The 20,864-nt window shown below is 59.8% G+C and carries 21 protein-coding genes; 9 read left to right on the forward strand and 12 right to left on the reverse strand.

The features are described 5' to 3' along the window. Window positions 1–19: 19 nt before the first annotated feature. From ACYVHK_RS13770 to ACYVHK_RS13790, 5 genes are all read left to right on the forward strand, one after another. Window positions 20–1,411 (forward strand): ethanolamine ammonia-lyase subunit EutB, encoded by a 1,392-nt coding sequence (locus ACYVHK_RS13770; protein WP_460532952.1) that lies wholly within the window; start codon window positions 20–22, stop codon window positions 1,409–1,411. After that, window positions 1,408–2,184, forward strand: a complete 777-nt coding sequence (eutC, locus tag ACYVHK_RS13775) for an ethanolamine ammonia-lyase subunit EutC (RefSeq protein ID WP_460532955.1) — start codon at window positions 1,408–1,410, stop codon at window positions 2,182–2,184. The genes ACYVHK_RS13770 and eutC overlap by 4 nt, the downstream gene beginning before the upstream one ends. A gap of 256 nt (window positions 2,185–2,440) precedes the next feature. Next, complete coding sequence (locus ACYVHK_RS13780) at window positions 2,441–3,463, forward strand: M23 family metallopeptidase (RefSeq protein ID WP_460532958.1); 1,023 nt, start codon at window positions 2,441–2,443, stop codon at window positions 3,461–3,463. A 138-nt stretch (window positions 3,464–3,601) separates the two neighbouring features. Next, on the forward strand, window positions 3,602–5,692 hold the full coding sequence (locus tag ACYVHK_RS13785; protein WP_460532961.1) for an AAA family ATPase: 2,091 nt from the start codon (window positions 3,602–3,604) through the stop codon (window positions 5,690–5,692). 400 nt (window positions 5,693–6,092) lie between these two features. After that, the gene (locus tag ACYVHK_RS13790; RefSeq protein ID WP_460532964.1) at window positions 6,093–6,881 is read left to right on the forward strand and encodes an alpha/beta hydrolase; all 789 of its coding nucleotides are present in this window, start codon (window positions 6,093–6,095) and stop codon (window positions 6,879–6,881) included. 11 nt (window positions 6,882–6,892) lie between these two features. Here ACYVHK_RS13790 and ACYVHK_RS13795 read toward each other — a convergent pair whose 3' ends face one another. From ACYVHK_RS13795 to ACYVHK_RS13810, 4 genes are all read right to left on the reverse strand, one after another. Continuing rightward, a complete protein-coding gene (locus tag ACYVHK_RS13795) occupies window positions 6,893–7,684 on the reverse strand; it encodes a helix-turn-helix transcriptional regulator (protein ID WP_460532967.1) in 792 nt (263 codons plus the stop codon). A gap of 29 nt (window positions 7,685–7,713) precedes the next feature. After that, the gene (locus tag ACYVHK_RS13800; RefSeq protein ID WP_460532971.1) at window positions 7,714–8,259 is read right to left on the reverse strand and encodes a YbhB/YbcL family Raf kinase inhibitor-like protein; all 546 of its coding nucleotides are present in this window, start codon (window positions 8,257–8,259) and stop codon (window positions 7,714–7,716) included. A 240-nt stretch (window positions 8,260–8,499) separates the two neighbouring features. Further along, window positions 8,500–8,982 (reverse strand): hypothetical protein, encoded by a 483-nt coding sequence (locus ACYVHK_RS13805; RefSeq protein WP_460532974.1) that lies wholly within the window; start codon window positions 8,980–8,982, stop codon window positions 8,500–8,502. 18 nt (window positions 8,983–9,000) lie between these two features. Next, complete coding sequence (locus tag ACYVHK_RS13810; RefSeq protein WP_460532977.1) at window positions 9,001–10,125, reverse strand: hypothetical protein; 1,125 nt, start codon at window positions 10,123–10,125, stop codon at window positions 9,001–9,003. Window positions 10,126–10,598: 473 nt separating this feature from the next. Between ACYVHK_RS13810 and ACYVHK_RS13815 the strand changes: the two genes are divergently transcribed. Beyond that, entirely contained in the window at window positions 10,599–10,949 is a 351-nt protein-coding gene (locus tag ACYVHK_RS13815; protein ID WP_460532980.1) for a hypothetical protein, read from the forward strand. Window positions 10,950–11,233: 284 nt separating this feature from the next. Here the strand turns inward: ACYVHK_RS13815 and ACYVHK_RS13820 are convergent, their stop codons facing one another. The 3 genes from ACYVHK_RS13820 to ACYVHK_RS13830 all read right to left on the reverse strand — a co-directional run bounded on the left by ACYVHK_RS13820 (window position 11,234) and on the right by ACYVHK_RS13830 (window position 14,326). Next, window positions 11,234–12,628 carry a TRAP transporter large permease gene (locus ACYVHK_RS13820; protein WP_460532983.1) on the reverse strand — a complete coding sequence of 465 codons (1,395 nt, stop codon included), beginning with the start codon at window positions 12,626–12,628 and terminating at the stop codon, window positions 11,234–11,236. Beyond that, entirely contained in the window at window positions 12,625–13,185 is a 561-nt protein-coding gene (locus tag ACYVHK_RS13825; protein WP_460532986.1) for a TRAP transporter small permease, read from the reverse strand. The genes ACYVHK_RS13820 and ACYVHK_RS13825 overlap by 4 nt, the downstream gene beginning before the upstream one ends. A gap of 136 nt (window positions 13,186–13,321) precedes the next feature. Continuing rightward, the gene (locus ACYVHK_RS13830) at window positions 13,322–14,326 is read right to left on the reverse strand and encodes a TRAP transporter substrate-binding protein (RefSeq protein WP_460532989.1); all 1,005 of its coding nucleotides are present in this window, start codon (window positions 14,324–14,326) and stop codon (window positions 13,322–13,324) included. A 126-nt stretch (window positions 14,327–14,452) separates the two neighbouring features. Between ACYVHK_RS13830 and ACYVHK_RS13835 the strand changes: the two genes are divergently transcribed. Together ACYVHK_RS13835 and ACYVHK_RS13840 are read left to right on the forward strand one after the other, a co-directional pair. Continuing rightward, window positions 14,453–16,357, forward strand: coding sequence for a sensor histidine kinase (locus ACYVHK_RS13835; RefSeq protein ID WP_460532992.1), 1,905 nt, complete (start codon window positions 14,453–14,455; stop codon window positions 16,355–16,357). Continuing rightward, window positions 16,354–16,953, forward strand: a complete 600-nt coding sequence (locus ACYVHK_RS13840; RefSeq protein WP_460532995.1) for a response regulator transcription factor — start codon at window positions 16,354–16,356, stop codon at window positions 16,951–16,953. Before ACYVHK_RS13835 ends, ACYVHK_RS13840 begins: the two co-directional genes overlap by 4 nt. A 36-nt stretch (window positions 16,954–16,989) precedes the next feature. On the opposite strand, the gene ACYVHK_RS13845 is transcribed toward ACYVHK_RS13840, so the two are convergent. The 4 genes from ACYVHK_RS13845 to ACYVHK_RS13860 all read right to left on the reverse strand — a co-directional run bounded on the left by ACYVHK_RS13845 (window position 16,990) and on the right by ACYVHK_RS13860 (window position 19,557). Beyond that, window positions 16,990–17,286, reverse strand: coding sequence for a hypothetical protein (locus ACYVHK_RS13845; RefSeq protein ID WP_460532998.1), 297 nt, complete (start codon window positions 17,284–17,286; stop codon window positions 16,990–16,992). Between the two features lie 9 nt (window positions 17,287–17,295). Then, window positions 17,296–18,183, reverse strand: a complete 888-nt coding sequence (locus tag ACYVHK_RS13850) for a hypothetical protein (protein WP_460533001.1) — start codon at window positions 18,181–18,183, stop codon at window positions 17,296–17,298. Between the two features lie 93 nt (window positions 18,184–18,276). Then, on the reverse strand, window positions 18,277–18,744 hold the full coding sequence (locus tag ACYVHK_RS13855; RefSeq protein WP_460533004.1) for a M15 family metallopeptidase: 468 nt from the start codon (window positions 18,742–18,744) through the stop codon (window positions 18,277–18,279). Between the two features lie 222 nt (window positions 18,745–18,966). Next, the gene (locus tag ACYVHK_RS13860; protein WP_460533007.1) at window positions 18,967–19,557 is read right to left on the reverse strand and encodes a nitroreductase family protein; all 591 of its coding nucleotides are present in this window, start codon (window positions 19,555–19,557) and stop codon (window positions 18,967–18,969) included. Between the two features lie 249 nt (window positions 19,558–19,806). On the opposite strand from ACYVHK_RS13860, the gene ACYVHK_RS13865 reads away from it, so the two are divergent. Then, on the forward strand, window positions 19,807–20,196 hold the full coding sequence (locus ACYVHK_RS13865; RefSeq protein ID WP_460533010.1) for a VOC family protein: 390 nt from the start codon (window positions 19,807–19,809) through the stop codon (window positions 20,194–20,196). Window positions 20,197–20,253: 57 nt separating this feature from the next. On the opposite strand, the gene ACYVHK_RS13870 is transcribed toward ACYVHK_RS13865, so the two are convergent. Beyond that, a complete protein-coding gene (locus ACYVHK_RS13870; RefSeq protein ID WP_460533013.1) occupies window positions 20,254–20,736 on the reverse strand; it encodes a DUF2306 domain-containing protein in 483 nt (160 codons plus the stop codon). Window positions 20,737–20,864: the final 128 nt, after the last annotated feature.

Raw genomic sequence — 20,864 nt, forward strand, 5'->3', positions numbered from 1 at the left:
TGACGCAACAGGAGAAGCCATGGCACTCGCCTGCACCATCGGCGGCATGCAATACCGCTTCGACGACCTCAAAGACCTGCTGGCCAAAGCCAGCCCCGCCCGCTCGGGGGATTACCTCGCCGGCCTCGCCGCCCAGAGCGCCGAGCAACGTATGGCCGCCCGCCACATCCTCGCAGACCTCCCCCTGCAATGCTTCCTCGACGACGCCCTGATCCCCTACGAAACCGACGAAATCACCCGGCTGATCATCGACAGCCACGATCGCCTCGCCTACGCCCCGCTCGCCGCCCTCACCGTGGGCGAGTTCCGCGAATGGCTGCTGCTCGATACCACCACCAGCGACATGCTCGCCGCCGCCGCCCCCGGCATCACCCCGGAGATGGCCGCCGCCGTCAGCAAGCTCATGCGCAACCAGGACTTCATGGTCGCTGCCCGCAAATGCCGCGTCGTCACCCGCTTTCGTGACACCATCGGCCTGCCCGGCCGCCTATCCGTCCGCCTGCAACCCAACCACCCCACCGACGACGCCCGCGGCATCGCCGCATCGATGCTCGACGGCCTCATGTACGGCGTGGGCGACGCCGTCATCGGCATCAACCCCGCCTCCGACAGCGTTCCCGCCCTCATGACCCTCTGGCAGATGCTCGACGACGTCATCCAGCGCTTCAACATCCCCACCCAGTCCTGCGTCCTCACCCACGTCACCAACCAGATCCAGGCCATCGAAGCCGGCGCCCCGCTCGACCTCGTCTTCCAGTCCATCGCCGGCACCCAGGCCGCCAACGCCGGCTTCGGCATCAGCCTCGCCCTGCTCGACGAAGCGCATGACGCCGCCCTCTCGCTACAGCGCGGCACCCTGGGCGACAACGTCATGTACTTCGAGACCGGCCAAGGCAGCGCCCTCAGCGCCAACGCCCACCACGGCGTAGACCAGCAGACCTGCGAAGCCCGCGCCTACGCCGTCGCCCGCCGCTACCGGCCCCTGCTGGTGAATACCGTAGTGGGCTTTATCGGCCCGGAATACCTGTTCGACGGCAAACAGATCACCCGCGCCGCGCTGGAAGACCACTTCTGCGGCAAGCTGCTCGGCGTCCCCATGGGCTGCGACGTCTGCTACACCAACCATGCCGAGGCCGATCAGGACGACATGGACAACCTCCTCGTCCTCCTCGGCGCCGCCGGCGTCAACTTCATCATGGGCGTACCGGGCGCAGACGACATCATGCTCAACTACCAGAGCACCTCGTTTCACGATCAACTCTACGTCCGCCAGGTACTCGGCCTGCAACGCGCGCCAGAATTCGAAGCCTGGCTCACCCAGGTCGGCCTCGCCGATGCCCAGGGCAAGCTATTCCCCGCCCGGGGCGACCACCCCCTGCTCAAGCATGTCGAAGCCGGTGCCCTGCCATGACCAACCCACTGATCCCCACCGACCCCTGGTCCCACCTGGGCAACCTCACCCAGGCCCGCATCGGCCTCGGCCGCGCCGGCCCCGCCCTCCCCACGCGGGAAGTCCTCGCCTTCGGCCTCGCCCACGCCCAGGCGCGGGACGCCGTCCACCAGGCCCTGGATGCCGATGCCCTCGCCCACCAGCTACAAGCCACCGGCCTCGACATCCTCCAGGTCAACAGCCGCGCGCCAGACCGCCGCACCTACCTGCAACGGCCCGACCTCGGCCGCCGCCTCGCGAGCGACAGCGCCGCGCCGCTCGCCCTGCACCAGGGTGAGGCCGACCTCGCCATCGTCATCGCCGACGGCCTCTCAGCCCTCGCCACCACCAGGCAGACCGCCCCACTGCTGCAATGCCTGCTGCCGCTACTCTCCGGCCTCAGCATCGCCCCCCTCGTCATCGCCAGCCAAAGCCGCGTCGCCCTGGCCGATGAAGTCGGCGAACTCCTGGGCAGCCGCGCCGTCCTCATCCTGCTGGGCGAACGCCCCGGCCTCTCCTCCCCTGACAGCCTCGGCGCCTACCTCACCTACGCCCCCAAGGTCGGCTGCCTGGATGCCGCCCGCAACTGCGTCTCCAACATCCGCCCGGAAGGCCTGCCCCCCGCAGCCGCCGCCCACAAGCTCGCATGGCTCATCCGCGCCGCACTGCGGTTGCAACTGACCGGGGTGGGATTGAAGGATGAGAGTGATGTGGTGGTGCTAGGCGCCGAAGCACCTGCGGTGCAATTGGCCTGACCTACACGCAATGAACGACTGGGGCACCACCACCAGCAGGCAGACCAACAACCCGTAGCGCGCAATCCCCGCAGGGCATTGCGCCGCATTGCTGCACCCCACAATCCCCCGCCGACGCAAAAACATCGCACACCGGTACCAAATTCCCACTTGGCATGCTGTTTTTCCCCCAAATGGAGGATGAAAACCACCCGCAGCTATGGCTACTATGTGGCTCAGGTTCGCAAGACAAAAACAACGCAACAGGGAGGCCACCGTGCCATTGCGTAACCTGATAACAGCCTGGCTCACCGTCGCCATGCTCGGCAGTACCCCTGCCTGGGCCGATGCCAAAACCGACGCCACCCTTGCCGAAGGCCGCAAGGCCAGCGAGCTATTTCTCCAGCGCAATACCGCCCGCCTGTGGGCACAGATGACGCCCGACATGCAGGCCGCCCTGCAATCCGCCGCCGGCCTCGCCCAGTTCCGCGCCAGCATCGACAACCAGCTCGGCACCGAACAAACCATCCTGACCGAGACCACCAGCGAACAAGCCGGCGCTCGTATCTACCTGCGCACCAGCCGCTGGAGCAAAGCCCCCATGCCCATCGCCATGCAATGGGCCTTTAATACCAACAACCAGATCGCCGGCTTCTACGTCCGCCCCGCACCGCCACCGATTGCCGAATCCCCCTACAAGGACTATCAAACCAAGGCCACGCTGCGCCTGCCATTTGAAGGCGAATGGCTGGTCGTCTGGGGCGGCCGCACCCAGGAACAGAACTACCACATCGTCGCCCGCGACCAACGCTATGCCTACGACCTGCTCAAGACGGCAGACGGCAAGACCCACAAGGGGGACGGAAAGCAACTCAGCGACTACTACTGCTGGAATCAGAAAATCCTCGCCCCAGCCAAAGGCACCGTCGTGGAAGTCATCGACGGCCTGCCCGACCAGGCCATCGGCACCACCAACGCCCAAGCCCCGGCCGGCAACCACGTAATGCTCGACCTGGGCCAAGGCGAATACGCCCTGCTCGCTCACCTGCAACAAGGCAGCGTGAAGGTAAAGCTGGGCGACAAGGTAACAAGCGGAGAAGAGCTGGGACGCTGCGGCAATAGCGGCAACACCAGCGAGCCGCATCTGCATTTCCATCTGCAGGACAAACCGAAGTTTGGCGAGGGGGATGGGATGCCGGCGTTTATTAGCGGGTATGTGGTGGAGGGAAAGTGGATGAATCTAGGAGAATTGGTCAAGGGACAAAAGACCGCTTCGGAATCTAAGCAAAAAACGCTCTAACCACGTGAGAAGCAACTAAGCTAAAGATCAGTATGATTTGATAAAAATTTGGCATCCCCAACTATAAAATATCGAAACCGTTACCATCAGAAACACACCAATCACCAAAATTTAATTACCAATCAGGCAGCATACAGAATGAAAATTCACTCTCTGCAAGTATCAAACTTTCGAGGCATTAGCAATATAGAACTGAAAAACCTTGAGGACATGGTCGTAATTGCAGGGCCTAACGGCTGCGGAAAATCATGCATACTCGACGCCATTAGATTACTTAAGTCAATTTACGGCGGATATCAAGCCAATGAAGTACATCAATGGCTAAGCGAGTTCCACATAAATTTCACAAGTGATGCCGATGCATTCTCTGGCCTGATGCAAGACAAGTCAAAAGAATTACGAATTTCTGCATTCTTTGAATTGCACGAAGATGAGCGTGCATATTTGCGAAACAATGCAGAGCAACTTGTTAGTGAGGCAATTTGGCGGCTGGTCTCTCCTGAATTGCAAAGCTGGGCCAGCTTAAATTCAACTTCACTGGCGACGCAATTGCGATCCAAGCAGGAAGAAGTAGAATCTCAAACCTTAGAAACTAAATTAAAATTCCTCGAAGAAATCTCATCAAAACTTATACATGCGAATATCTGGATAGACCCATCCGATAAAAAAATTCAAGTCTCTCCCTCTAGAGCTCTAGAAATCATATTTTCAATCTACAAACCAAACTCAATTGGCGTTATTGAATACAACGGTGCAAAAAGACATTACGAGCGTGAGAATGTGCAGGGGATCAACATTAATCTCGAGGCATCTCAACAACTACAAAGAAGTCAGCACGCACTATATAATCACTCAGCAAAGTACTCCAACGTGAAAAGTGAAATGGCCTCATCTTATGTTAGGGAGGCTTTGGCTTTACGCGCAGGAGTAACCACACAGGACACAGAGTCTCTTACGGCGACGCTTCAAAATCTCTTTTCTCAGTTCTTCCCAGATAAACAGTTTCTTGGTCCCGTGGCCACCAAAGAAGGCTACTTAAAATTCCCAGTCAAGACTTTATCGGGGGCCGAGCACGACTTAAACGAACTTAGCTCTGGAGAAAAGGAAGTTTTATTTGGATATCTCAGACTCAGAAATGCAGCCCCAAGAAATTCTGTAATTCTTCTTGATGAACCTGAGTTACATCTAAATCCAAGACTACTAAGAGGGCTACCTGACTTCTACCACAAAAACCTTGGATTGTCGCTTAATAATCAGATATGGCTAGTGACTCATTCCGATGCTCTTCTACGAGAAGCTGTAGGTTCAAATGGATTCTCAGTTTTCCATATGTCATCGACGGATAGAAGCGGCGGCAGCCAAATAAAAAAGATATCAATGGAAATAGAACTAGAAAGGGCAATAGTCGACTTAGTTGGTGACCTTGCCTCTTATAGACCAGGAGCAAAAGTAGTTATATTAGAAGGAGAGGACTCAGAATTTGATAAGAAAATGATGGGTGTGCTATTTCCCAAATTCTCTAACGAAGTAAACATCATATCCGGAGGCAACAAAAGTGGTGTACTTCGACTAAGAAAAGCAATGTCGGACGCTGCTGAAATTGGAAATATTCCAGTCAAATTTTACTCAATTACAGACGCCGATCTAAACGAAACGATAACAGACCAGACTGATAACTCATTTCAATGGGATGTTTATCACATAGAAAATTATCTTCTCGAACCATCAATAATAAGAGAGATAATACTAGATTTGCGCCCAGGGGTTCCACCTCCAACGGACGATGACATTCTCTTTCAATTAAAAGCAGCCGCTGAAGAAACCATTCCATCATTAGTACGTCACGTGCTGCAGTCCGAGATAAACCAGCAAATAGTTAGTTCAATTAATACCAAGATCGATCCAAAAAAATTCAACATATCCGATGGATTATATGAAGTTATTACCAGCTCAAAATCTCGGCTAGATAAATTATTTATAGATAATTTAACAATTGAAGAGTTGCGAAAAAAAGAAGAGGCCTTGACACAAGGCTTCGGAGAGTCCTTAGAAAATAACCTCTGGCTCAAGAAGCATCGCGGGCGAGATATTTTAAAGAGATTCGCAGGAAAACATGTGCCTGAAACAAAATATGAAACATTTAGGAATTTGGTGATGTCCAGAATGGCTCTCAAAGGAATTCAGCCTCTCGGGATGAAAGCCATAATTGACATTATTATAGAAAGTTAAATTTCAATTCATTTAAATAAATAACTCAGGATCAGATTTTTGGGTAAAGTATGAGGGTCAGATACCGTCTTGAATTGCAAGCCCCGTTTGTCCGTGATTCACATCAAATGGCTTGCCAGACGTGATCACCCCATAGATCAGGTGAGCCAGCTTGCGCATCACGGCCCCGATCACTGCTTTGGGAGCCAGGCCGGTTGTTGCCAACCGGTCTGCGAAGGTTTTCAGGATGGGGTTGTGCCGCCGAGCCACTAGGCCTGGCATATATATATTCGGGGTCAGGTCTTGTATTTTGCATCACGCCAGAAAGTGCAAAGTACAAACCGACCCCGACATAAGTAAATAAACAAGTTGCATCAGCGTCTCTACCGCCGCAACCACCGTCATCTAGTATGACCACACCATGCCCAAACCCCTCCCCCTACTACTCGCCCTCACCCTCCTCAGCACAATCACCCATGCCGAGGACATCCACCAGCTCCCCAGCGCCGATAACAGCACCCTGCCCTACCTGCTGAACGCCGAGGTGCCCAATCCCACCGCACCGGTGCCGGCCGTGGCCATCCTCTTCAACGGTGGTGAAGGCAATGTCGGCTTGATGAGCAAGGGCATCCCCAAGCCGGGGGCCAACTTCCTGGTGCGGTCCCGTTCCTTGTTCGTGGCACACGGCATACCGGTGGCGGTGATCGATGTCCCAAGCGATATGCGCGGCATGTCGGATAGCTACCGCATGGGCAAGCGCCATGCGGGCGATGTGGCGGCACTGGCGGAGGTGTTGCGACAGCAATTCCCAGCCGCAAAACTGTTCCTGGTCGGGACCAGCCGGGGCACCGTATCGGCCGCCTATGCGGGTGAGGCTTTGGGTAGCAAGTTGGCGGGGGTGGTACTGACCTCGTCGGTCTTCAATGCCAGCCGCGACAACAATGGCTTGTCCGGCTTTGCCTTCGACTGCATCAAGGTACCGCTGCTGTTTGTGCACCATGTGGACGATGGCTGCGCCGCATCCCCCTACTATCCGGCCAAGAAGCTCGCTGCCAGCTATCCCTTGATATCCGTACACGGCGGCAAACCCGCCACCAGCGGCCCGTGCGAGCCATTTGCACCGCACGGCTACCTGGGCATGGAAGAAGCAACGGTAGATGCCATCGCAAACTGGATGCTGGGCAAGCCTTACCCACAGGACATCAACTGAAATACCTGAAGTTAGATTGAAGCCCGCAAAGCACTCGGCGACAAGCCATAGCATTGCCGGAACCGCACCGCAAAGCGCGATGCCGAAGCATAACCACTCGCCTCTGCAATCTCGGCAATGGGCCGCTTGGTCGTCTGCAGCAGGTTGAGCGCCGTCCCCAGGCGCACGGATTCGACTATCTCCCGGAAGCTCCGGCCTTCCAGCGCCAGTTGCCGGCGCAGTGTCGAGGCGCCCATATGCAGGCGCTCGGCCACCAGGGCGACCGACCAATCCTTGGCCGGGTCCAGCAGCATGATCTGCTGCACCCGCGCGCTCAAGGGGTCGCGCCGGTCCATCAGCAACAGGCCGGCATGCCCGGCAAGGCTCAGCGCCAGTAACACCGCTTCGGCATCATGTTCGATCAAAGGTACGGGCGCGTCAGAAGCCTGGCTCGTCAACAGCCGCTCCCACGCCTGCTCGGTGTGCGGGTCGAGCGGCACACACAGGCCGGCACCGGCGGTTGCCTGCTGCACATCAAACGCCGCCGGATGCCACGCCCGGAACCGCGCGATCAACGCCGGCGAGAAGCTGAATACCTCGGCCCGGTATTTGTCGCCCACCGGGTGGTTCGTCACCTCCAGCACCTCGCCGGCCGGCATCAGGATCAGGTGGTGCGTATGCGCCACCAGCGCCTGCCCGGCCCACCGTATTCCCTTGTAACCCTGCCGCACCCGGCAGAGCGATGGCATCAGGACATGCACCTGCCGCAGCGTCTGCGTCTGCCGGGCCGAGACAACCCCCGCCTGCACAAGCGATTCGATCAAGCGCACATCCACCTGCATACCTACCTCGTCTATCGTCCGTACATCGCCGTTAACTTCGCCTCACCGAGGGTATTGGCCCGCAGCATATAGCCCACCAGCGCACCGCTGGCATTGGCGTCGATATCCAGCTTGTCGACCTTCAGCGCCCAGACCGTGAACTGGTAGCGGTGTGGCTTGTCGCCTACTGGCGGGCATGCGCCCCCAAAGCCCGGCTGGCCGTAATCGGTACGGCCCTGCACGGCCCCCTTAGGCAGTGCCCCGCCTGCGCTACCCGCCCCGGTTGCGAGGGCATGGCTTGATGCCGGCAGGTTCACCACGGTCCAGTGCCACCAGCCGCTGCCGGTAGGGGCGTCCGGGTCGTAAGCGGTGACTGCGAAGCTTTTGGTACCGGCCGGTGCGCCGGCCCAAGCGAGTTGCGGAGAGACGTTGCCACCCTCGCAGCCAAAGCCCTTGAACACCTGTGCCGCGCCCATCGTTTTGCCTTCGGCAATATCGGTACTGATGAGCGTGAATTCCCCGGCTTGCGCCAGTGCAGACAGGCTCAACAGCAGGCCGGCGATCATGGGTACTTTCATTGCTAACTCCCTTGTGGATTGAACAAGGCGAGTTTAGGGATGGGCCGGCGAACAGGCCGTACCGGAACGCTCTGGTTTTGTGCTGAAATGCTCGATCCAGCGCCATTCTCTCATGCAGATGAGCGGATTGGCGCCATAGCGCTATTGATCTCGATACGACGCATCGGCCCGAAACCCCGACGGACTACCGCAGCAGACTGCCGGGTTTGGGTAGGGAGAAGTGACTAGGAGGACGGCTGCTTACTTCGCGTTGGGAAGATACCCCACCAGTAGAAACAGACCGACCAGGCCCAGGAAGACCCATATGGTTGCATCGGGTACGATCCAGGCGCCGTCGGTACTTGCGGTCATGGCGAGCGCCAGCTTGGGGATGGCTTTGCCCAGTTTCTCTACCACGGTGGACCACCCCGCCATGTCGGTAATGGCAATACCGGTGATGCCACCGGCAAGGCTGGTCAGCGCTTTGGCATTGGCGAACAGGATCAACGTAAAGCCGATGAAGATGCCCCATAGTGCCGCCAGCCAGAGCGATACCGCCATGCCCCGTTCGGTGTAATGGAACAGCAGGCCCGATACGATCACGACCAGGACCAAGGCCGCAGACCAGAGTTTGGTATGAAGGCTCAGGCCTTTTTGGGTACTACCCGCCAGTACCGGCACACCACCGCTACCACCAATCAGCCGGGCCAGCACCTTATCCACCTTATCCTTCACGATTCTCATAGGTCCTCCACGTGCGGACTAGAGTACGCCCAACTTCAGCCCATGGTTCGTCTTCGCCCAGTCCAGCAGCGAATCCGCAAACATGGCGTAGCCAACCCCGCCGATGACGCCGATCAAGCAGCCACACAGCGCAAACTCGCCGGAAGCAGGTTGCTTGGCGCACAGCCAGGAACCTGAATCTCCCTGCAGCGGATAGGCGCCGACGATGGCACCCAGTCGCGCACTCTTGCGGGCGAGAAATCCGGGCGAGACGGCAAAGTCATACATATGGGTAAAGCAATAATCCGAGCCATTGTTATGCCGAAACTTGTTGGTCACCCCGTAACCGCCAATCTTGTACGAGTGCGACCCGGAAAACGGGCCGCTCATGGCGACCGTATCACCAGAGGAGAGCTGGGTCCGATCACGGATATCGGTGATCATCCCCACGCCGTGGATCATGTTCGAGGGCTGGTGCTGCCCGTTCAGTCGGAACAGCGCTACGTCTGCTTCATACAGGGGGCCGGCGACATAGGGGTTACAGATGCCGGCACAGGGCAACGGTGCGGGGTCGTAGGAGGTATGCACGGTTGATGCAGCCTGGATGAAACTCCCATTGGGGTATTTCATCTGCACCGATGTGGTGGTGGATTGCGCCACGTGACCGCAGGTGACGCCCCAGATGTCCTGATGCTGATCCCGCAGGAAGCCACCGACGGCACCGCTGATCGTTGACAGGATCTCCTGCCCTCCTCGTACCTCAACGGGGGCGGCGGCAGCCAATACGGGCGTCTCCCGCTCAATCACCAGGACCGGGAACGGCTGATTGGCGCTGTAGCGTTGCAGGTCACCGATGGCGGAGTACCCGTCTGGTGTGCCGGGTGGCGTATAGATCACCGCGATAAACCGTGACTCGCCTGCGTACTCCAGGCGGCGCAGGTTCTCTGCTTGGCCGTCGTCTTGTTCCAGGGCATCTGCCGGCCACCAGGGGCCAAGCGCATAGTCCAGATCACGCTGAAAACCATAGCTGACCATGACCAAGTCACGCGGGTAGACGAAGACACCATTGACACGCTCCGCCGTGGCGTACGCCAGTTGCCCCAGACCGGACAGGAACTCCCGGAATACGGCCGTCCTGGAGAAGTCGATCATCTCCTTCATCATGGTCCTCCTTGCGCGTGACTGCTCTTCCGGTCATTTCACGGCAGGCACAGCGTGCCGGCTTGCCTGCCCATGCAAGATAGGCGACGGGGGAAGGAGCAACAAGCCAGTCCGCCCAAAGGTCTCGCACGACCACCTGGCAGTGCCCTACACCTTGGCGCACATGGCAATCCCGCCCACCCCCGACTACCCTGATCCAGGACTTCCCAGCAGGATCACCCAAGCGCCCCCGCTCAGCCCTGGTCCTGCCGCTATCGGCCTTTCCCTTCCCGTTCCGCTTCTCGCTCGATCTCTTCGTGGCGAATCGGCTGGTGCACCTATTCTTTGTCGGCGTACCCATCGCCTGGCTGCTGCGCGCGGCAACAACCAAACAAAGCGAGATGCAGCCAGCGTAAGCAGGAGCCGGTATAGTCCGCACGGTGCCGGCCATGCAATGGCTGCCACCCACCCCTCAGACTCAACATTCCGATACCACCGTGTCCAAGACAATCACCCTCCGGCTTTTCCAGCTTTCCGATCTGGTCGGCCACCTGCTGTGCCTGTTGTTCCTGGTGCTCGCCTGCACCATCAACGTCATCCTGCCCACCTTGTCCGTCGTGGGTATGGTGGTCGGCATCATCAGCTTCCTGGTGTTGGCCATCTGCAGCTGGTTCACCACCCGCCGCAAGTTCGCCGCCACCCTGTTCCTGATCGTGGCACTGGTAGGCTGGAGCGTGCGCCTGCAATCGCCGTTCGCCATGGTGATCGCCCTATCCCTCGCCCTGATCCTGGGCCTGCCGCTACTCCTGTCCTACCTGGAATTCCGCTCGGCCCGCAAAGCAGGTTGAGGCAACAGCAACAACCCGCCGCGTAGGTTGGGTTGAGCACAGCGAAGCCCAACATAGCCCTCCCCAATAAATCGCGGCTGCCAGACCTCGCTCCACCCCACTCGGTGGCTACAAAAAAACAAAGCCACCCGAAGGTGGCTTTGTCTTGCTTGGGTACTACAGGGCGCTGTACGCCTCTCTCACTACTACTCTCTACAATCTTTGTTACAGCCGCAGCTTTCATCGCCAGGTCCGTCGCCGCAACATCATTCGCAACGCCGTATGGCGACGAGTTAGGGCTCAGGCTACATCATGCCCAGGTACTTCGGCAGCCAGATGGAAATCTCTGGCACATAAGTCACCAGCCCCAGGAAGCCCAGCATGGCCAGGAGCCACGGCCACACCGCCACCGTCAGCTCGGTAATGCCCATCTTGGTAATGCCGGACGCCACATAGAGGTTCAGCCCCACCGGCGGGTGGCACATGCCCACCTCCATGTTCACCACGATCAAGATACCGAAGTGGACCGGGTTGATGCCCAGCTGCATGGCCACCGGGAACAGGATGGGCGCAAAGATCAGCACAATGGACGACGGCTCCATCACATTGCCGGCCAACAGCAGCAGCACGTTCACCGCCAGCAGGAACACGATCGGGCCAAAGCCCATTTCCAGCAGCCAGGCACCCATGGCTTGCGGGATGTTTTCGTGTGCCATCAGGAAGGAGAACAGCACCGCGTTGGTGATGATGTACAGCAGCATGGCGCTCATCGCGGCCGAGCTGATCAGGATGCGCGGTACGTCCTTGAAGCCGATGTCCCGGTAGACGAACACGGCGATGCAGAAGGCGTACACGGCGCTCATGGCGGCGGCTTCGGTCGGCGTGAACATGCCGGCGTAGATACCCCCCATGACGATGACGATCAGCATCAGGCCCCAGATGGCGCGGCGGAAGGCAACGAAGCGCTCCTTCCAGCTCGCCTTGGGCAAACGCGGATAGTTGTACTTGCGGGCACGGAACCAGGCCACAAAGCCCAGCAGGAACGCCAGCATCAGGCCCGGAATCACCCCCGCCATGAACAGCGCACCGACCGAGGTATTGGTCGCGACCGAGTACATCACCATCACGATCGACGGCGGGATCAGAATACCCAGCGCGCCGGATGTGGTGATGATCCCGGCGCCAAACTGCTTGGGAAAGCCCTGCTTCACCATGGCCGGCAGGATGATGGCGCCAATCGCCACCACGGTCGCCGGGCTGGAGCCCGATACGGCGGCGAACAAGGCACAGGCCAGCACACCAGCCAGGCCCAGGCCGCCGTGCATATGGCCCACCATGCTGGTCGCAAAGTCGATCATCCGCTTGGCCACGCCGCCGTGGGTCAGGAAGTTACCGGCCAGGATAAAGAACGGGATCGCCATGATCTCGAACTTCTCGATGCCGGTGAACAGCTTGAGCGCCACCGTATCGATCGGCACGTGCGTCATGGTGAACAGAAAGGTCAGCACCGAGAGCCCGAGTGCGATGGAGATCGGCATGCCGGTCAGCATCAGCCCCAACAGCAGGCAGAAGATCATCGCCTTGTTGCCGCCGATGACGGCAATGACCACCAGCATCGCCAGGATGCCCAGCGGCCATTTCATCGATACCGTCTTGATGGCATCGGCCGCCATGACGTTATTTGTGCTGGCATTACTCATGCTGGCTGTCCTTTCACTTCATCTTCCAGTCCGTCGACATGGCCATGGTCATGGTGCGGCAGCTCGCCAGTACGCAGGAAATTCCACGCGACCTGCGCAAAGCGGAAGCACATCAGGTAGGAGCCGAGCGGGATGGCGAGATACACAATCCACATGGGGATTTCCATATCCGCAGAGGTCTGGTCGGTATGGCCGATATGCCAGACGAAGTTGGCGCCGAGCGTACCGATAATGCCGGTGAACAGCATGCCGGCTGCCAGGGCGATCAGCACAAAGAAACGACGGTTCTTCTCTTCGAGCCGGTTGACCAGTACGTCCACGCCCACGTGGATGCCGGTACGCACCCCGTAGGCGGCGCCAAACTTGGCCATCCAGACGAACAGGTAGATACAGGCTTCCTGCGCCCAGGAAAGGTTAATGGACAGCAACCAGGTCTGCAGGCCCGGAATGTTATAGCCGGAGGCATAGCGGTGGACCACGGAGACGAAGATCAACAGGGTCGCCACCGCCATGAGTAGCGCGATGAACGCTTCCTCAAGGTAGTCGAAGTATTTCATGTGTGTGCTCCAGATGAGCGAGAGGCCGGGGAGAGGGCCGGCGATGACAGGGCGCACGCCCTGCCATCGTCAATGACGTTTGCAGCACCGCTCGGCGCCACCGGCCCAAAGTCGGGCAGGCGCCGTGCGGGCAAGGTTACTCGGCTGGGTTGTAGCCGGTTTCCTTGTAGATGGACTTGATCAGGTCCGCACCAATGCGATCGGACATCTGGGTATGAACCGGCGTCAACGCCTTCTTCAGCGCAGCACGCTCGGCCGGGGTGATGGTAACAATCTGGGTCTTGCCGGACTTGCGCACGTTCTCGATATCACCCTCGTTTTCCTGCTTGGCGATATCGTTGGCGTACTTGGTAGCGTCCTTCATCGCGCCTTCCAGCGTGGTGCGGATGGCTGGCGGCAGGCCGTCCCAGAACGGCTTGTTCACGATCACGGCGTAACCCAGATAACCATGGTTGGAGAGCGTGAGGTAAGGCTGCACCTCGTGCATCTTCTGGGTGTAGAAGTTCGACGGCGGGTTCTCGGTACCATCCACCACGCCGGTCTGCAGGCCTTGATAGACCTCGGAGAAGGCCATCTGCTGCGGGATCGCACCCAGGGTACGCATCTGGGCATCCAGTACCTTGGAGGACTGGATACGCATCTTCACACCGCGGAAGTCCGCCGGGGCCTTCATCGGCTTCTTGCCGCTGAAATCCTTGAATCCGTTGTCCCAGTACGCCAGGCCCAGAATACCCTTGCTTTCCAGCTTCTTGAGCAGGCTGGCACCGACCGGGCCTTGGGTGACCTTGTGCAGTTCTTCGTAGTTATCAAAGATGAACGGCAGGTCGAATACTTCAAATTCCTTCACGCCCAGCGGGCCAAACTTGGCCAGCGAAGGGGCGAGCATCTGAACGGCACCCAGTTGCAGGGCTTCCAGTTCTTCCTTGTCCTTGTAAAGCTGGCTGTTCGGATAGACCTCGATCTTCACGGCACCCTTGGTGCGTTCTTCAGCCAGCTTCTTGAAATACAGTGCGCCCTTGCCCTTGGGAGTGTCGTTCGCCACCACATGGCTGAACTTGATCACGATAGGGTCGGCGGCAAAGGCGGCAGTGGTGGTCAGCGCCAGGGCGATAGCGGCGCCCAGCAGGGTACGACGTTGCATGGTGTGTCTCCTTATAAGATTTGGTGTGGTCGCATTCTTTGCCGCGGCTCGCAAGCAAATCAATTGTGGCTATCCCCTGTGGTCAACCACAATGCCGAGTGTAGACCACTGAACTACGATACGGCCATGCAAGCCAGTTCCACGTCTTCCTCCCCCCAAACCGCCACCCAGCGCCAATTGTGGCTGGTGCCACGGCTGGCGCTCGCCCTCTTCGTGGCGGGGATCATCGGCTTGCTGTTCTATTTGCGTAGCGTCGAGCGCGAAGAAGCGCGGCTGGTATTGATCAGCGATGTGTTGTGGATAGAACAAAACCTGCGCTTCCAGTTCGATAAAACCGAGGAACGCCTGGCTGCACTGCTGGAGGCCTCCCGCGAGAACAAGCTCAGCGATGCAGAATTCCGCTCGCGGGCGCGGCTGGTCGCGGATGGTAACCCAGCCATCACCGGCGTGCGCCTGCAAATGCCCGGCCATGTGCAACAACAGGGTGAGATCATCCCCGGCGGGAGCGTGGTCGACGCCAGCAAGCTGGCCCGCGTCAGCGGCAAGCCCGCGTATACCGATATCCTGAGCCACGATGGCCGCATCGCCATCGTCCTGCGCGATGGCGATCGCGAAATCAGCGCCCTGGTCTCCATGCCACGCCTCCTGGCCGAACAGGTACCCTGGTGGTTCGCCAACAAGTACCGCTTGGCGCTGATCGATGCCCAGGGCCGCGAGGTCGCCAGCAAATCCCGCGTCGCGGCCGACGACGACAGCCTGAGCTATCAGTTGACGTTTGACCCGCCAGGCCATGGCCTGGCCCTGCAGGTCGTGGCCTACCGCACGCCGACCGGCTCGGTGCAGAAGGGCCTGATCACCGGCGTGGTCGTACTGGCACTGATCGTACTGTTCAGTTGGTGGCGCCTCCGGCGGCAGGTTCAAGGCCGCTTGAGCGCCGAGCTCGCGTTGCGTGAGGAACACGCCTTCCGCACCGCGATGGAAAACTCGCTGTCGGTCGGCATGCGCGCGCGGGACCTGACCGGCCGCATGATCTACGTCAACCCGGCCTTCTGCCGCATGGTCGGCTACAGCGCGACAGAGCTGATCGGCACCATGCCACCCTACCCCTATTGGAACCCGGACGACATGGCCGGCCACCAGGCCGTAAACGACGCCGTGCTGGCCGGCCGCGCGCCACCCGACTACGAACTGACCCTGCGCCATAGCGACGGCCACCTGGTCCACACCCGCGTCTACACCACCCCGCTGATCGATGCGACCGGCAAGCGCCGTGGCTGGATGAGCTCGGTGGTGGACATCACCGCGCAGAAGCTGGCCGAGGCGCGCGAGCACGAGCAGGAAGAAAAACTGCGCCAGACCGGCCGGCTGATCGCCATGGGCGAGATGGCCTCCACCCTGGCCCATGAACTGAACCAGCCGCTGATGGCCATGAGCACCTACGCCAGCGCAGCCCGTCAGTTCGCCAGCCAGGGCGACGCCGGCATGCTCGATTCCACCCTGGGCAAGATCGCCGAACAGGCGCAGCGCGCCGCCGGCGTAGTCCGGCGGATACGGGATTTCGTACGCAAGCACGCGCCACACCGCGAGGCTTGCGACATCAACGCCATCGCGCTCGATACCCTGGAACTGATCGAGCCGGACGGCCGTGCCCGCCTGGTCCTCGTCCGCCATGAGCTGGCCGTCGGCATGCCGGTGATCCAGGCAGACCGCGTGCTGGTCGGCCAGGTGGTCATGAACCTGCTACGCAATGCCGTGGATGCCTGCGTGGACCAGACGCCCGAACGGCGCGAGGTCGTGGTGCGGACCTGCTACGATGACGAATCCATCAGCCTCAGCGTGCATGATCGCGGTCACGGCATCTCGCCCGAGACCGGCGAACGGCTGTTCGAGGCCTTCTACACCACCAAGAAGCTGGGCATGGGGATAGGCTTGAACATCTGCCGGTCTATCATTGAACAGCACCACGGCAAGCTGTTCTACGACAACGTGCCCGAGGGTGGCACCATCTTCCATTTGAGCCTGCCAAGATGAACACCAAACCGGTATACCTGATCGACGACGACGCCGCTGTGCGCGATTCCCTCGCCCTCCTGATGCTGGCGCACGGCTACACCGTGCGCGCATTTGAGAGTGGCAAGGATTTTCTGGATGCGCTGGAGCCCAATAGCGAAGGCGTAGCGATACTTGATGTCCGCATGCCGGGCCTGTCGGGCCTCGATGTATTCGACCGCCTGCGGCAGGACGACAGCGAGCTGATCGTGATCTTCCTCTCCGGCCATGGCGATATCCCCATGGCGGTTCAGGCGGTCAAGCAAGGCGCCTTCGATTTTCTGGAGAAACCCTGCAGCGAGCAGCAGCTGCTGGACAAGATCAACGACGCATTGGAAGTCGCCACCGGCCGCAACGCCTCGCGCGGCAACCTGCAGGAGGCGGAAAAACGCCTCGCCACCCTCTCCCCGCGCGAGCGCGAAGTCATGGAACGCGTACTGGCCGGCAAGCTCAACAAGCAGGTGGCGGACGAACTCAATATCGCCATCCGTACCGTCGAGGTCCACCGCGCCAACGTGTTCGCCAAGATGGGGGTGCGTTCAGCGCTTGACCTGGCGCAATTGCTGGCAGGGCGCTAGCGCCGGCAAGCCATCCGGCCTGCGCCCACCGGATGTTCAGGCAAATACGCCCAGCATGGCCGCCAGCTTGACGGCAGCCAGCACCGCCGCCTGCGTATCCGCCGCCTTGTCGATCTCCTTGCGTATCTGCTGCATCCGTTCCAGATCAGCCGCCGTGGTCAGCGTACCTTCGTTGAACAACGCCAGTCTGGCCTGCAACAGTTCTTCGGCCGCCTTCGAGATAGCGGGCTTGAGCTGCCACTTGCCGGCGGGGTCCGCCGCGACATACTGGTCAAACAAGCCATCCAGCGCCGCCTCCGCCTGCCGGACATATTCGCGATCCTGCTCATCCATGATGTTCTCCTAGTTCGCCGTGCCAAGCTTGCAGTCGCTCACCTGGTTCAAGGGGATGCTCTCCAGCCTTGACCAGTAAGGGTCCTGGTCCATATCGGCCTTGATCTGCTTGAGGCGGTTCGCTGCACGAGTGGCATCCACCCCCTTGAGGGTACCGGCGTAGGACACGCCCTGCTGGGCAACGCCCAGGATGCTGGTCAGCGTAACATCGTTGTAGTGGGCCAGCAGTTGGTCGAGCCTGCGCCCCTGGTCCACCGCCGCCAGCGTGGCGTCGAGGGCGGCACGGTGTTTGTCCTCGTAAGCGGTCAGGTTGGTGTAGAAGCGCTCGTATAATTTTCGGGCGTTGTCCTTTTGCGCGTCGCCCTTGTTGGCAGCCTGTTTGAACTCGGCGAATTCAAACCTGAGGGTAGCCGGATAAAGCGGCGTGCTGTCTACATCGCTGGCAAAGTTCACAAGCTGCTTGGTCAACCGGGCCAGCACGCCACGGCCGCAGGCGACATAGCCGCTACCCAGTACATTGCCTTGCGGCAAGGCGGCATAGGCGCGGCCGAATTGCGCATAGGCGTATCGGAGTTTGTCGAAGGAGGCGGTCACGGCCTGGTCGGCTTTATCGTTGCTGAGTTGCCCCATATTGCTCAGCGCATCCTCGAATTTGACCGCGCCGATGCCGTTCTGCCGAACGGCAGCGTAAGCCTGTTCGAACAATTCCGTCTGGGGTGGCTTGGGGAGGGTCCGGTAGTCGTGAAACAGATCCTCGTAGGCCGTCAGTGCCTGGTTGGCTTGCTGCTCATAGGTATTGACTGCAGCGGTCAGGGCATCGGCTTTTTCCTGCGTGCAGCCGCTCATCAGCACGGCCAATGCCGTTGCCGGCAGGGCCAGGGTCCATGTGGTGCGCATTGCTTCCTCCTGGTGACTCGCAGCCTGTATTCACTGCGTTTTTGTCGTTTAAAGCTTATGCCATGCTCACCCATCCTGCAGCAAGATCAGGCGCTAGGGATACAAGGCCTTGGGCAACTCAAAATGCGGACCGTCGATAAACGCCCGCAAACCCGCTTTCTTGCGGCGGGCCACATACGCCGCGACCAGGTCCTCGGGTGAGTCGGTCGATGAATTGAAATCCACATCCCAGGCACCACCCCAGCGTATCTCGACATTCAGCTCACGCGCCGCGATGCGTACCGCATCGGCAATCTGGTAGATCGGCGGCCACTCCCAGCGCAGTTTGCCGTTGATATAGGGCACCAGATCGACCGCATGGCCGGAAAGATGGCGCGAATCCATCGTCTGGCTGGCACCGGCAGCCACCAGCTTTTGCTGCTCGGCCACCGTACGCTTGCCATCGTGTACCGCAAAATCCTGCGCGGTGAGAGCGATCGCCCGTTTGACGACCTTGACGAGATCGGGATGAACGCCTTCCAGTTCAGCCAGCGAGCCCTTGCCCAATGAGAAACCAGCCATGACATGCCCCCCAAGGTTCTTTCAGAGATGTACGGAAAGCAGCCGCGCAGCGCCGGCCGCTGTTGTGCCCGGACGCAGACGTACTGCATCCAGGGTGATGCCATCTCTAGATAGACAAGGGTGGACGCCTCTACACCACCCATTTGATAAAAACATCGATATATCAAATGGATATTCGATGAGCGGCGTCGCTTCGGGCCAGACGGGCAACAACCGTGCGGATCAGTCCGCCATGGTCCAGGCCAGGATCACCGGTTCCGCACGCGCGGTAGGCGGCGCCTGCTCGAACGGGACACCAACGACGATAGGCGCCACCACGGTAATTTCCTCGGAGATCCCCAGCGCCCGCTTATGTTCTGGCGTATTCAGCCCGGCGACGGCAGACCCGACCACGCAACTACCCAGCCCCAGGGCATGCGCCGCGAGCATCAGGTTGCCAGCAGCCAGCCAGCAGTCAGCAGGGACAAACGGACCCATGGGCTGGGCGCAGATCAGGATCAATGTATCGGCGTCATGGAACAGGTTGATGTCGGCATCACGCGACAGGCAGCGTGATTGCTCATCGCTGCCAGCCGCTCCCGGCGGTGGCTCCGCCAGGCTTGGGGTACAGAGCCGCTCGGACAGATGCTTGATGGCTTGCCTGCCCTGCAGCACGACAAAGACCCACTGCTCTTCGTGGATCGCTGTTGGCGCACGTACGGCGGCGGCCAGCAGGCGCTGGATGGTGTCGCGGTCCAGTCGTTGCGCTTCGTAGCGGCGGACCGAGCGACGGGTCTGGATCGCTTCCAGTGCGCTCATGGCAGGGGCAATCATGGTTCGCTCCTTGGCGGCGGGCTCAACGCCCGCCAGGTTCAGCTTGGCGGGTCACTACGACATGGCAGCACCCCACATCGCCCCCTTGTAGCCCACATCGGCCTCTCGGACATTGATACAGGTCAAGCTGCAACACGCCCATTCATCTTGTCTGCAAGAAGCGGTGCTTATCGACTAAAAAGGGAACGAACCCCGACCTGGGGGGACGAACCTATCCCTGCGTAATACCATCGAAGATGGAGCCTCCCTATGCGTGCCCAACCCTTGATCGCCGTTCTCGACGTCAATGCCAGCAGCCGCTGGTACCAGGCCGTATTGGGCGCGGAAAGCGGTCACGGCGGGGACGAATACGAGCAGATCACCGTGGAGGGTGAAATGATCCTGCAACTGCACCACTGGGATGCACACCACCACCCGCACCTCGGCCAGCAATCGGGCAAGCCGCATGGCAATGGCGTGCTGCTCTGGTTCCAGACCGATGCATTCGACGCAGCCCTGGCGCGCATCCGCGCCCAGGGTGCCGAGGTACTGGAAGGCCCCAAGATCAACCCGAACGCACAGCATCGCGAGATCTGGCTGCGGGACCGGGACGGCTACGTGGTGGTCATCGCCGGGCCATATGGTGATCTAGGCCAGTAGCGCCTGAGCCGCCATGAACCATCCGTCCATGGCAGCACCGCAGGCTTAATGGGCACTTCAGCGTCCCAGGGCCTTGATGCGCCGGACCTGCAGGACGGAACCGACCAGAAACACCAGGAACATCACCGCCGCAGCGGTCTGCAGTTCCGGTGCCTCGGCGTTCGGCAACAAGGGCGCACCCAGCGGCAAACGGGTCGTCGTTTCGGTCACGGCCGGGATCATGTGGAAGAAGAAGGTCAGCGAATAGCTGACCACCTCGACATAGCGGCTCTTCTGGCCGAACGAGCCGCGGCTGGCCAGGAAGGCCACGCCCAGCACCACCAGGGTGATGATGCCCAGCATATGCGGCTTCCCAAAACCACCATGCTGGAAAATGCCAAAGCCGGTCAGGCAGGTCAGCACCGTGGTGATGATATAGACGCGACCAATGGTGTTGTTGGTGACGAGCTGCTTGTCGCGGATAAAGGCGATCAGTGCGGCAGCGACGGCGACTAGGCTGATGGCGGTATGAATGGCGCCCAACGTGGTAAGACCCAGCATCGTGATTCCCCTTTTCTCATCATTGGTTTTGGCAACAACAGCGCGGCGATCAGGTGAGCATGTGTAGCTTGAGCCTAGTCAATCCGGCTCGGGACAACATCACTCTTTCGAGTTATCCAACCCGCATC

Source organism: Chitinimonas naiadis, assembly GCF_054780835.1.